The organism is Rhodococcus sp. FW305-130 (assembly GCF_058788335.1).
Genome location: NZ_JBYTAP010000010.1, coordinates 208,525 through 221,054, shown reverse-complemented (window position 1 = coordinate 221,054; position 12,530 = coordinate 208,525). Strand labels below are relative to the sequence as shown.

General features: G+C 60.2%; 10 protein-coding genes. 8 read left to right on the top strand and 2 right to left on the bottom strand.

The features are described 5' to 3' along the window. The first annotated feature begins 29 nt into the window (after positions 1-29). Positions 30-1,979, top strand: a complete 1,950-nt coding sequence (locus AC3WQS_RS27760; protein WP_139148547.1) for a cutinase family protein — start codon at positions 30-32, stop codon at positions 1,977-1,979. Between the two features lie 708 nt (positions 1,980-2,687). Here the strand turns inward: AC3WQS_RS27760 and AC3WQS_RS27755 are convergent. Next, positions 2,688-3,728 (bottom strand): iron-siderophore ABC transporter substrate-binding protein, encoded by a 1,041-nt coding sequence (locus AC3WQS_RS27755; RefSeq protein WP_070797427.1) that lies wholly within the window; start codon positions 3,726-3,728, stop codon positions 2,688-2,690. Between the two features lie 511 nt (positions 3,729-4,239). Between AC3WQS_RS27755 and AC3WQS_RS27750 the strand changes: the two genes are divergently transcribed. The 3 genes from AC3WQS_RS27750 (at position 4,240) to AC3WQS_RS27740 (ending at position 8,095) form a co-directional block, all read left to right on the top strand. Next, positions 4,240-4,923 (top strand): response regulator transcription factor, encoded by a 684-nt coding sequence (locus tag AC3WQS_RS27750; RefSeq protein ID WP_070797426.1) that lies wholly within the window; start codon positions 4,240-4,242, stop codon positions 4,921-4,923. Continuing rightward, the gene (locus tag AC3WQS_RS27745; RefSeq protein ID WP_492713159.1) at positions 4,923-6,311 is read left to right on the top strand and encodes a HAMP domain-containing sensor histidine kinase; all 1,389 of its coding nucleotides are present in this window, start codon (positions 4,923-4,925) and stop codon (positions 6,309-6,311) included. Before AC3WQS_RS27750 ends, AC3WQS_RS27745 begins: the two co-directional genes overlap by 1 nt. Positions 6,312-6,586: 275 nt before the next feature. Beyond that, a complete protein-coding gene (locus tag AC3WQS_RS27740; protein WP_492713160.1) occupies positions 6,587-8,095 on the top strand; it encodes an alpha/beta fold hydrolase in 1,509 nt (502 codons plus the stop codon). A 24-nt stretch (positions 8,096-8,119) separates the two neighbouring features. Here the strand turns inward: AC3WQS_RS27740 and AC3WQS_RS27735 are convergent, their stop codons facing one another. Further along, positions 8,120-8,332 (bottom strand): hypothetical protein, encoded by a 213-nt coding sequence (locus AC3WQS_RS27735; RefSeq protein WP_070797423.1) that lies wholly within the window; start codon positions 8,330-8,332, stop codon positions 8,120-8,122. Positions 8,333-8,475: 143 nt separating this feature from the next. Between AC3WQS_RS27735 and AC3WQS_RS27730 the strand changes: the two genes are divergently transcribed. From AC3WQS_RS27730 to AC3WQS_RS27715, 4 genes are all read left to right on the top strand, one after another. Next, positions 8,476-9,291, top strand: a complete 816-nt coding sequence (locus tag AC3WQS_RS27730; protein WP_070797422.1) for an SDR family NAD(P)-dependent oxidoreductase — start codon at positions 8,476-8,478, stop codon at positions 9,289-9,291. A gap of 39 nt (positions 9,292-9,330) precedes the next feature. Next, the gene (locus AC3WQS_RS27725) at positions 9,331-10,740 is read left to right on the top strand and encodes a flavin-containing monooxygenase (protein ID WP_070797421.1); all 1,410 of its coding nucleotides are present in this window, start codon (positions 9,331-9,333) and stop codon (positions 10,738-10,740) included. A gap of 323 nt (positions 10,741-11,063) precedes the next feature. Next, complete coding sequence (locus tag AC3WQS_RS27720) at positions 11,064-11,690, top strand: TetR/AcrR family transcriptional regulator (RefSeq protein ID WP_492713161.1); 627 nt, start codon at positions 11,064-11,066, stop codon at positions 11,688-11,690. 224 nt (positions 11,691-11,914) lie between these two features. Beyond that, positions 11,915-12,052: a hypothetical protein gene (locus tag AC3WQS_RS27715; RefSeq protein WP_153212672.1), complete on the top strand. Its 138-nt coding sequence runs from the start codon at positions 11,915-11,917 to the stop codon at positions 12,050-12,052. The last annotated feature ends 478 nt before the right edge of the window (positions 12,053-12,530 follow it).

The following is a 12,530-nucleotide window of genomic DNA, read 5'->3' as shown; positions in this document are numbered from 1 at the left end:
TAGGTTCGACCCTCCACCGTCCGGTATGCATGCTGATGACGGCAACAGTCGTCGCAGCCTCCATCGCTTTGATGTCGCCGGGCATCGCGTCCGCCCAATCAAACGGATGCTCGAAGACTTTCAACCTGTTCATCCCCGGAACCTGGGAAACCGCAGAAGACGCCGATCCCTCGATCCCGGTCGGTATGCTCAAACCGATCGCCCACAGCATCGCGGACACGAACGGTAGCGCGGCACAGGTCCACACTCTGCCGTACATGGCCCGAGCCTTCGACAACGGAAAAACCTACGCAGACAGCAAATCTGATGGTTTGACGAGGGCGAAGGACGTGATCGCCGAGATCGCAACGAAATGCTCCGACACCAAATTCACCATCACCGGCTATTCCCAGGGCGCGGACATCGCAGGTGATCTTGCCTCTGAAATCGGCAACGGCTCCGGCCCCCTCAAGGCAGAGCAAGTCCTCGCGGTCGGGCTTCTCGCAGATCCCGGTTCCGGAACGAACGGCGAAGCAGTCATCGGCCCGAAGCCGTCAGGAAAGGGGATCGCCGATCCGCGGCCGCAGGGCATGGGGAAGCTGTCGGGCCGGGTCGCGTCGATCTGCGATCCGAAAGACCTCTACTGCTCGATCCAAAAAGGTTCGAGCCCGCTGCTCGGATCGCTGGGTTCAGTGCTCACCAAAGCTCCGAGTGCTGGAGTTGACGGCCAGGTAGGCGACAATTCACACCTGGCCACCGCACTGGCGTCGGATTTCTCCCAAGCCGACCTTCCCAGCCTCGCCACAGCCACTGGCAATCTGACCAGTGAACTCTCGAAGACGGACGGCACAGTCGACCTCGAGAAGGTCGCCTCCAGCGCGACAACTCTGGCGAACACCATCAGTCCGCTCGCGGAACTACTCGGCTCCGGTGCCGCCAATCCTGCGGCGAACGGGCAGCTCGCTGCAGCTCCCGCCGGAACCGCCGAAAATAATGCCGGCCACGTTCTGGACAAGGCCGGAGAATCTGATCTCAGAAGTGCGCTCTCGACAGTGACCGCGATCGCCGACACCGCGAGCACGCTCGCCAGCAAGGGCTCCACGACGCTGCCGGCTTCATCTCCGGACCTGACCTCCCTGTCGACCGCTGCTGGCACCCTCGACAGCCAGATCGCCCCGCTCGCCACGACACCGACTGACGTCCTCGGATCGGCCTCCGGAGTCCTCTCCTTACTCAAACCCACAGTGGTCGTCAACCAAGTCCTGGGCGTCGCCACCGGCTTCACCTCCCTGGATATGCCTGCGGTCCTGGCGAACCTGAACCTTCTTCCGCAGAAGGTCGCCGCGCTCGACGCCCACGGTGCCCACAAGGTCGCAGGGGATCTGAACAACCAGTTCTCCCCATTGGTGAAGATGGCCGCGGGTATCGATCTGAAATGGGTCTCACAGATTCTGTCGGCAATCCCGGATCCGTCCGGCTACTCAAAGGTCGCGGCGCTCGTCGCGTCGATCCTGGGAGATGTCGACATCATCAACCTGGCAAACCTCGTCGGTCAGGTTCAGGAAATCGCTTGGGCCGCAGTCGAGAAGCTGCTCCCACCGCCAGGACAGCTCCCCGACCCGCTCGGGGCCGGAGCCGTCATGACCGGCCTCGTCCCAGTCGGACTCGAACTCGCCACGGTGGCGGTCAACATGCTCGCCGGCAAGGCTACGAAAACTGATTCCGCATTGCTCCGCAAGCAGACCTCGATGGCTACCACCATCACCACCGAGGCGCAGGATCTGGATCTTTCACCACTGGCCGGTTCGCTGACCACGATGATTAACTCACCGGGCGCCAGCGACCTTGTCTCCTTGGTAGGGGAGGGGCTCGACGCAGCGTCCTTCTTCGCGTCCGGCGCACACCAGAACTACAACAGCCTGGTCGTCGACAACGCCGGCCGCAACGCGATCCAGTGGATCTCCGACTGGCTCAACCTCCAGATCGCACGTGCAGTATGAGTCGATACCGTGCCCACATAGTGAAGGGATGTTTCACGTCGATCGTCGGACCGAATCGTTTGGCTGCCTTCGCATTTTCGGCGAGATTGGACCAGCACGCCTACCGCGTTGCCGTCCTGGCCGACCGCGCGCCACAGATAGTGCTTTGCCGCATTCAACAACGTGACAGTGCCGCCGTGACGGAAAGAGTCGTGATCCGCAATGAGCGGGAAGTTGTCCACCGCCCACGTTGATTGCCCCCGGGCGTACCAGCCACTGTGTGTCCTCACCTTGCGCAGCCGCACCGTGTAGGACCGCAGAAACGATTCGAGAGAGCGGTTTCATTGCTGGCGCCGTTGAGGATCAGACGCCCGGGACAGCGAGAAGCAGGAGCGCTCCAGCAATCACCACAGTCGGAGCGATCGTAATCCACCAAGACCAACCCCTATCTTCACCGACGACCCGGAGCGTGGAACTCATCCACAACAGCCCATTCACCGCTAGCAGCAACATCAGCACACCGCCGACGAGAAGCTCATCGGGACCGGTCATTCGGGACAGCCATTTCGACTGATCCCATCGCATGCAGAGAAGCCCAATAATTGGCAAGACAGGTAGTACCGCGACGGGGATGACGGCCCGTCGCAGCGATTGTTGACCCTTCTGCGCTTGATGCCTGACTTGGAGCCCCACCCTTCTCATCGAAGTAGCATGCACGTCTGGTCGTGCCTATGTGGTGACGTTCTTCGCGGCGGCCGACAGTTGGGGAAGCAACTGTTCGAGCAACCAGGACATGTTCAAAACATTCGGTGAACTCGAAGCGAAAACCAATGAGGGATCAGTAATTGGAACATAGGAATTGTCGACGACTGCTCCCATACTTGCGAACAGCGGGTTGTTTTCCACTTCGTTCTGGAAATCCGCCGACAAGTACCAAGCCACCAGAACGTCGGGGTTGTACATCGGAAGGATTTCCATGCTCACTGACGCGGAGAACGCTGTCTCGTCGCTGGCCTCACGCAACTGCTGCGCCAACCGATCTACCGTGAATCCGAGTGCCTGGAGAAGTTTGGTACGGGGTTCGGTGTCGAAATAGAAGTTATACGAACCTGTTTCGGTGGCGCTGCCGAATGCGGCTGTTTTGTCGGCGAACTCGGGATGTGCGTCCTTCGCGTCGGCGATCACTCGCTGCGTGGACTCGATCAACTCTGCGGCCTGCGCATTGCGTCCGAGTGCCTTGCCGACCGTGCTGATCTGGTCTTCCCACGAGGTGGCCCAGCTGCGCTCGGGATAGGCGACAGTCGGAGCGATCGAGGACAGCGTGTCGAACTGCTCTTGGCTGAGCCCCGAATGCACCGCGAGGATCACGTCCGGTTCGAGCCCCGCGATTTGTTCGAACGATACTTCCGGCGACAGGAAGGTAGGTTCGGCACCTGGGTCGAGTTCTTCGAGTCGAGCCCGCGACCAGGGGAGTAGACCGTCCCCGCTGCCGGGTTGAATGTCCTGCACGCCTACTGGAACTACTCCGAGGGCGAGCGCTGCATCTTCGCTTCCCCACCCGAGGGTCACAACACGTTGGGGGGATGCCTCGATGGTTGCGGAACCAAGGGCCGAGTCGATGGTTATCGGAAAGGCGGAGGTGTCGGCTGTCGCGGATCGAGTCGGGGCATCGTCGTCCCCGGTCTTGTTGCCACAAGCTCCGGTCATTAACGCTGTTGCCCCGAGCAATGCAACGCATACCCTTCTCCAGCGACTTCGTGACGGCTTCATCGAACTCCTTCTATTCGTCTCCGCACCGGGTGGACGCCCGGATTGCGAAATTAGGTTAGCCTGCCGTCGCTCGGTGGCGATGTCACAGGACCGGTCTTCGCTCGGCTCTGCGGGCCTCCATGCCCATCAATGGGCAGGTTCGGAACGATGCCGCCGGATCTGGCTGGCGCGGTCCGACTCTGCGCGACAAAACACCTCATCAGCACAGATTTTGATATGTGCCCATTGAGCGTGCTTGACGCCACAGCTGACGATCACGGGGCTCGCCGTGCTGACATCTCTACCGAGCACGAGTCGCATGGCCGAGTTTGCCTACCCCTCGCGAAATACTGACATATCTCACGAATCCGCTCACGTCGCCGCCGACGGAACAGGCAGCAGCGATTGAGCATTCTCCAGATAGCCTGTCGCAATCAACTGGCATCCCAGACATGAATCCCGGTCACGACTTGTGATCCGACCCAGGCGCCGCCACGCCGCCACGCATAATAGGGCCGTGAGCATCCAACAAATGCCTGCGGCGGTGGTCCTTGTTGTCGAGGACGATCCCCATGTGCGCAGCACTCTGGAGCAACTGTTGCGCTTCGAGGGGTATGAGGTCGTTCTCGCCGCCAACGGTGTGGAGGCGCTGGAGGCCATTGGGCATCGGCAACCGGACGTGGCACTGGTGGATGTGGTGATGCCGGAACTCGACGGGCTGCTGCTGTGCCGGACGCTGCGCCGACGCGGCAACCCGTTGCCGATACTGGTGCTCACCGCTCGCCATCAGGTAGGCGACCGGGTCGCCGGTCTCGACGCCGGAGCCGACGACTACCTCACCAAACCTTTTGCCACGGAAGAGCTTCTCGCGCGAGTCCGCGCTCTGTTGCGCCGCAATGCCCCCGCCACTGACCAAGGTGTCCGCACGGTCATGGATCTGGTATTGGATCCGGCGACGAGGGAGGTGCGGCGCGCTGGACGGACGCTGGATCTGACGCGTACCGAATTCGACGTGCTCGAACTGCTCATGCGCAACGACCGCTTGGTCTTGTCGAGAAGCCTCATCTACGGGGAGATTTGGGGATACGACTTCGACACCGAGTCGCGATCGCTGGACGTGTATATCGGCTACCTGCGCCGTAAAACCGAGGAAGGCGGCGCGGCGCGGCTGATTCACACCGTCCGCAATGTCGGCTTCACGATCAGGGCAGTGTAATGCTACGGATCAGAATCACTCTCGTCGCGGTCGTCGCGGCCATCGCGGCCATCGTCGTCACCGTGGTGACGACCTATCACAGTGTCGCGCCCCTCGTCGTAGGCCAGTTCGAGCGCGGTCTGTCCGATCGCACCGACACCCTGCTCGCTGTGCTGCCTGCCGGCGCGCCACTGCCCGTGCGGCCGGACACCACCGAGCAATTGCTGCTGCCAGACGGCACCGTTCAAGTCCTCACCCCCGGCCGGAATCCTCTGCCCGTGACCGAGGCCGACCGTGAGGTCGCGCGCACAGGCCGAGGTACGGTGACTGTCAGTGTGGAGTTGGACGGCGCTCCGCACGACGTCGTCACCAAGGCGCGACCCGGCGGCGGAGCAGTGATGGTAGGCCGCAATTACGCCGAGGTAGAACGTGTTGATCGCGAATTCCTGGATCAAACGGTGTGGGTCACCGCAGCCGCACTTGCCGCTGCGGCCGTTCTCTGTTGGCTGGCAATCGGCGGTATTTTGCGCCCGATCCGCAGACTGGCCGCCGCTACGGAGCGCATCGCCACTACTCAGGACCTCTCCACGAACTTGGTAGGCACCGCGCGGGGCGAAGTAGGTGAACTCACCCGAAATTTCAATACAATGCTTGCAGCACTACGCTTTTCGCGCGCCCAGCAGCAGCGGCTGGCCGAGGATGCGGGCCATGAACTACGCACCCCGCTCACCTCGGTGCGCGCCAGCGCCGAATTACTACAGCGCGCTGGCGGACGGCTCGCGCCCGACGACGAGGCCAAGGTGCTGGGCACGCTGCTACACGAGGCCCTCGCCCTGGATGAGCTCGTGCGAGAACTTGTCGACCTAGCAACCGATCAGTACGCTGCCGAGAATCCGGTTCCGCTCGACCTGGTCGAACTTGCTGAAAACTGCGCGGCCCGCTTACGCCGGTGCACTGGACGCTCTGTCACCGTCGAAGCCGTAGATCCGGCGACAGTGCGGGTGCGTCCTCGCGCGTTGGCGCGGTGCCTGGATAACCTGCTCGACAATGCAGCCAAATACAGCCCGCCAGAAACCGACATCTACATAGAGATCCGGAAGTCTACGATGGCTGTCCGTGACCACGGCCCTGGCATTGACACCGCGGACCGCGACGCCGTTTTCGACCGATTTTATCGTGCCAAACGTACACGCGCCTCCCCGGGTTCCGGCTTAGGCCTGGCCATCGTCCACGATGTGGTCACTGCCCACGGTGGTTCAGTCCACGTCGACAATCACACCGACGGCGGCGCGTCCGTCGGGTTCACCTTGCCGGGAGTGGACCGCACACCCGAGAACGTCCGCCAAACCCGCGAGCATCCCTGCGACAAGCGACTGACCGCACCGAGCTTCTCCGCCCGACGCGAATAGGTTCTGACATCGAGCAAGCTCGACGAATGAGCCATGGTTTTCCTAGTACCCCGATCGCCGCGAGTGCAGTGACCGAGGCGAATCTGCGTGTTCCCCGGTGTGGTCGGCATTTCAGGCATCGACCTCGGGCCCGGCGAACCTCAGCGCCTCCGGTGTATCGACCGAGCTTTCTTACATCGTTTTGCCTCTAACTTGGTATCGCTTTGCGTTTGTTCGAGCAGCATCGGCAACGCCCGGTGGCCAGCTGGGTCGTAGCGATGAACAGGAGCCAGCGTATGAGTAGTGTTTTTCGGTCGTCGATGAGCGTGGCGCTCGCCGTGACCGTGGTCGGATTGGCCACTGGGTGTGTCGCCGAAGTGTCCAGTAGTCCTCCACCGCAACCGGTTTGGTGCCCGACGGTTGCCGGGCACGAGGTGGACTGCGGCGTGATGAACCGGGAATTGGTGGAGGGCAGGCCGGACCTGGGGGGAGTGGACGTCGGTTATGCGATTGTGAGGCACAGCCGCGACGAAGAGCCCGCAGCGGGAACGATCCTGCCGAATCCGGGTGGTCCCGGGGCGGGAATGATCGAGTCCGCGGCGATGGTGGTCGAGGTGGCAGGTTCCCTATTGGACGATCACGACCTGCTGCTCGTCGATCCGCGCGGCACTGGGGTGTCGAGCCCGCTCGATTGCGGAGCCGATGAGCCCACGTTTCGGACGGGGACGCGGGAACAGCAGTTACAGATCGTGGAGCAGTGTGGAAACACGCTGGGGCCGCGCGCGGCTGGATACACTAGCGCAGCGACCGCCGACGATTTCGACGCTGTGCGCGAACGGCTCGGAATCCCGAAACTGACGCTGTACGGCATCTCCTACGGCACTTACTTGATGCCGGTCTACGCACAACGGCACCCCGAGCATGTGCAATCGATGGTGCTGACTGGTGCCTTCCCGCTCGACTTCGACCGGTTGCAACGTCCCACCGCACAGGCTGTGTCGCTGACATTGCGCCGTATCTGTGACCGCAGCCAGGCGTGCGACGGCGAGACCACAGTCGAAGACTTGCGGACAGTAGCTGCGCGGATGCAAGTGGAACCGATCACTGTCGATGCCGCGGGGCAGTCGATGCTGCTGACCGAGGGAAAGCTCGGCAACCTGATCTTCGAGTCGGCCACCACCTCGGTCGGCGCGGATCCGGAGGAGATGACGCCATTAGGTCTGCTGCCTTCCGCCTTGCATGCGGCTGCGAATGGTGACGACGGCCCGCTGCGTGAGTGGGCAGCGGCCATAGTAAGCGGACCGGAGTTGGATTCGGTCGACCCCTTTATCACGATCTCCTGCAACGACTACGCCACCCTGTGGTCGGCCGACGCGACCACGGCCGAACGCGAGCAGCAGTACCGTGACTCGATCGCTCACGCGGATCCCACAGACTTCGGCGCGTTCAGCGCCCAGGGATGGGGTGCCGCGCAACGCGATGGTGGTGACATCTGCCTTCGCTGGCCGGGATCGGTGAACGATCCGCGCCCCGATCAAGTCCAAGACCCGATGCCGGACGTGCCGGTGCTGGTGTTGTCCGGCGACCTGGACGCGATCACGCCCGATGCAAACGGAGAGTTGGCCGCCGCACAGTTCCCCTCCGCCACATTCGTGTCGGTACCTAACACCGGGCATGTGCCGGACTTGGAACCCAGCGGTTGCGTCATCAGCATCGTCGGCACTTTCCTCGGCACTGGCATGCCCGGCCCGACCGAGTGCTTAGCGACGATCCCCCCGATTCAGGTGGCCCCGGTCAGCAATTGACCTACGTGCCCGTTTTGTTGGCCGCTATGTGGGAGAAATGGCCGCACGCCAGGCGGTTTCGCTCTCCATCGGGGCATGCGGTATTTCGAGTCTCGGGTGGTTGAACTGTACCTCCGGGCCAATGGGGTCCATGCCCTTGAGCAGCGGCAACGCCGGTCCTTGGAGATGCCGATCGAAGAAGCCGCCCACCAAGGAGCTGGTGAGGTCGGCCGCATGGCCACCGCCCAGCGTTCCCACCCGCGTATTCGCACCCTGATTTCCCCCGGCGGTTCGCTAGCGCCATGTTTCATGCAGCATTCTCGAAATTGTGCATAATTGGTCATGTGTACTGGTCAAGTGACCAAGACGCATGACCAAATAATTCGACGATTGGAAACGTCATGATGGAGGCACGATATGCGCTGGTCACAGGAGCCGCCGGGGGGATTGGGCGTGAGGTAGCGCGAAGGTTTCGACGTCAGGGATACACGGTGCTGGCTGTCGAACGAAACGACGAACTCTCGAAGAATGCCGCGTGGGAGATCGGCGATGGCACGGTGGCAATCGCATGCGATTTGTCCGACGCGGAATCGGTATCAGCTCTCGAAGGGCGCATCGAAGGTGAATGGAGCGACCGACTGGAGGTGTGCTTCCTCAACGCAGGTGTGATCGTTCCGGGCGAGGTGAAGGATTCCACCGTTGCGGAACTGGAACTTCAGATGGCAGTTATGCTCACCAGCACTCTTCGGCTCGCCCGGTCCGCTACCCGCGTTTTCACGCCGAAGAATCGGGGGCATCTGATCGCCACGGTCTCGGAAGGGGCGATCTTGGCTCTGCCTGGTTCTGCGGCTTATTCTGCGGCAAAAGCTGGGCTCAGAGCATTCCTCGCCGCATTATCGTATGAATTGCGAGGAACCGATGTTGTTGTAAGTGGGATCTATCCGAGTGCCGTCGACACACCGATGCTCAGGCATGAAGCCACTCACGGCGGGAGTCTGCTGAATTTCATAGGCAAGATCAGCACGGTGGATGACGTCGCGGACGCTGTCGAGAAGGCACTCTCGAAGAGTCGCCTCGAAATCTACGTCCCGTACGGCGACAGCATCCTTTCGCGGGTCCTGCAATGTGTGCCGTGGCTCGTGCCCACACTTTTGCCCATCGGAGAAAAGCTCGGAGAAAAAGGGCGCCGCAAGTTCCTCGCGTCCATCGAGCAATGACCAATAATGTTGGCGTGCAAACACTTATAGGAGTTCTAAATGTCCACTCGACGAAATGACAACACCGATGCGCAAGGCGTTATTGACCGATCCGGCGCCATCTGCATCATCGGCGCGGGACCTGCAGGTTTGAGTGCCGCCCGCACCTTCGCCGGTCTCGGAATCGCCTACGAACAATTCGAACGTCACACGGATGTTGGGGGCATCTGGGATATCGACAACCCCGGGAGCCCCATGTACGAGTCAGCTCATTTCATCTCTTCCCGCGACACGTCCGGTTTCTTCGACTTCCCGATGCCCACGCACTACGGCGATTACCCCAAGCGCACACAGATCCTCGAGTACACGCGAAACTTCGCGGACACGTTCGGACTCCGAGAGAGAATCACGTTCGATTGCAGCGTCGAGAAAGTGCACGCCGATGGAGAAACGTGGATCGTTACTCCCTCTGTGGGGCCCGCCATACGCTTCGGAGGGGTGGTCTGCGCAACGGGAACCAACTGGCATCCTCGCACCCCACACCATCCGGGCGCCTTCACCGGAGAAATCCGCCACTCTGTCACTCATCGCAGCGCCCGCGACTTCGCCGGCAAGCGTGTATTGATCGTGGGTCTCGGCAACTCCGGTGCCGACATAGCATGTGATGCGGCGCAGAACGCAGACGCCGCGTTCATCAGTGTTCGGCGTGGATACCATTTCATCCCCAAACACATCATGGGAATCCCCGCTGACCAACTCGAAGGCAAAGGCAGATCACTGCCACGCTGGATCGAGCGCCCTGTCATGACAGCGATGCTGCGTTTCCTCGTCGGTGACGTCACTCGCTGGGGACTTCCCAAACCAGATCACAAACTCTTCGAATCCCATCCTTTGCTCAACACCCAACTCCTACACCACCTTCAGCACGGCGATATCATCGCGAAGGCTGATATCGCCCGATTGGACGGAAGCGAAGTCGTGTTCACCGACGGTTCAAGGGAGACAATCGATCTCGTACTCTATGCGACCGGCTACGAGCAGCGAATCCCCTACATGGATGACGAGTACTTCCAGTGGTCGCACGGGCGTCCGCAGGAATACTTGACCGCATTTAACCGCAAGCACCGCAATCTGTTCACGCTCGGATTTCTCGAAGTGAACTCCAGCGCCTACACATTGTTCGACAACATCTCCAACGTGATCGGGCAGTACCTCAAAGACCAGACCGACCGCCCCCGGTCAGCTGCCGAATTCGAGCAACTGATCGCAACTGACCAACCCGACCTCTCCGGCGGTCTGGGCATGGTCAAATCGGCCCGCCATGCCGGCTACTTGGATGCTCACGCCTACAAGGACTACCTCGCAACGCTTCGCGAGAAAATGAAGTGGAACGACCTAACTCCCGGAGGGTACGACAAACTCCCCAGCGCGCTCGCGAGGGCAACCACTCGAACACTCGAATCGAGGTAGAAGCGCTTCTGTTTCGCTGTTCACCCCGCCGGATTACTCCTGCCTCGCCACGATCGGCACCTCACATTCCAGTGGACTAGATCCGCCACCTCGGAGAAGTCCCAATTGCTGAAGGAAGCATCGCTTCGTCGGGCTCGGCGGCGGCCGACGAAGCGATGCTCACGCTAAATGCATTATCGCTCCCATGGCCTGACCTAACCAGTGGGCGGACTTCACCTCGGAGTTTGGCTGCGGATACAACATCGCGATGTCTAGTCCACTGCCGAAGAGAATTGAGACGAACCGAAGGAATGAAGAATTCTCCGAAAGACTATGCCCCTGGGATGAACACCACACCGGAGGAACGGCTGACCCGCGCGGCACTGGAATTAGCCGAAGAACACGGCCTCGACTTCCTCACCGTTCGCCGAATAGCGACGCACGCCGGAATCAACCCCGGATCCGTGTACTACTACTTCTCCAGCAAAGTTGAATTGATCGATACGGTCGTTGCTGCGGCAGCAACAAATTACCTGTACCAGATCCGGTCGACGTTGGGCGCAACGATCTCGCATTCAGGCAATTCCTCAAACCTTGATGGAGACTTTCTGATATACAAAGGATTGCACTTTCTAGGGTACTCACTTCGATGTCAGCCCAACCATCAATTACTTGTAGAAGAATCCGTCAGGCGTTCCCTGCGGATGGAATCCAAAATATCTAGGAGTATACTTCTCTGTCGACCAACTGTCGGCGAGTTGGCGCAAAACGAAGTTGCCAATTTTCTCAAGAGGGTAGCTGATCTATCGAACATATCGTGGCGCAGACCGGTGAACACAATCGCGCGAACCGCCCTCGCTAGCGTTGAGGCAACAATCAGGCGATGGCATGGCGATTCTGACACTGCCGCCGCCATATATGTACTCGACGAAATTATCGACTATGTTCTTGCTGATTCTCAACCAAACTGACATTTGAGCCAAAGGGCACCACTGATGCTCATGTCTAGGTATCTCATTGAGGCTATTGGCAAATGACTTCTCATGCTGTACCGATATTCCTATCGACGCTCTTGCGGGGTTCTTACATATAAATATATTTGGAATCGGATATTGACGTTGAAACACCTTCCGCGATACTGTGATCCGGATAACAAATACCGCACTCGCGGAATCACTCTCAGTTAGGGGTTTCAATGACTTCGTCAGAATCTGATTTGACTGCCATCGAAGGCGCAATCACCTTCCTTGGCGGGACGGCTGGTGTCCTTGCAGGAGTCGCTGCTGCATTGGGTTTGGTTGCATTCTTCGGTGGAGGTGGCAGCAGCGTTTAGCAGGTAGCGATAGGTTAGATGTGCCCCACCAGATCGGGCGGGGCACATCTGTCGTCAATTCTGCATATTAATCTGACGAAAAAGACCTAAATATATGGCCGTGAACATCTTGCAAAGAATCGAAAAGGAATAAGATTGCGAGGTTGTGAGGCTCTCTGCTGTAGGCGGCGAGCGAACTCGGACCCGAGCATCGCACACCAGGTGCGGATTGTTTTTCGGGTGCGTACCCGGGACGAGCGCGATCGTGTCGGTAATCAGGGCCCGTGACCTAAATCCTTTGTTTCTTCAATAGTGTCCGGCAGGACCTGGTCTCAACTTCGTGTCCTGCTTTCCTTGGACGAAAATGTCGGGAGCCTTCCCGTAATGGTCCGACGTTCGTCGCTTCAATCTCACTGCGCGCGAGCAACGCGATCTCACGAACCGAGGGAGCGAATCGGTAGTCGAGCCATGCGCAGTGGGCGATGATCCCCCCTGGAAG

Excerpts from the sequence above, each read along its gene's own strand:
- AC3WQS_RS27750 (WP_070797426.1), top strand. The coding sequence starts at position 4,240 with ATGCCTGCGGCGGTGGTCCTTGTTGTCGAGGACGATCCCCATGTGCGC.
- AC3WQS_RS27730 (WP_070797422.1), top strand. The coding sequence starts at position 8,476 with ATGATGGAGGCACGATATGCGCTGGTCACAGGAGCCGCCGGGGGGATT.
- AC3WQS_RS27715 (WP_153212672.1), top strand. The coding sequence starts at position 11,915 with ATGACTTCGTCAGAATCTGATTTGACTGCCATCGAAGGCGCAATCACC.
- AC3WQS_RS27760 (WP_139148547.1), top strand. The coding sequence starts at position 30 with ATGCTGATGACGGCAACAGTCGTCGCAGCCTCCATCGCTTTGATGTCG.
- AC3WQS_RS27720 (WP_492713161.1), top strand. The coding sequence starts at position 11,064 with ATGAACACCACACCGGAGGAACGGCTGACCCGCGCGGCACTGGAATTA.
- AC3WQS_RS27745 (WP_492713159.1), top strand. The coding sequence starts at position 4,923 with ATGCTACGGATCAGAATCACTCTCGTCGCGGTCGTCGCGGCCATCGCG.
- AC3WQS_RS27755 (WP_070797427.1), bottom strand. The coding sequence starts at position 3,728 with ATGAAGCCGTCACGAAGTCGCTGGAGAAGGGTATGCGTTGCATTGCTC.
- AC3WQS_RS27725 (WP_070797421.1), top strand. The coding sequence starts at position 9,331 with ATGTCCACTCGACGAAATGACAACACCGATGCGCAAGGCGTTATTGAC.
- AC3WQS_RS27740 (WP_492713160.1), top strand. The coding sequence starts at position 6,587 with ATGAGTAGTGTTTTTCGGTCGTCGATGAGCGTGGCGCTCGCCGTGACC.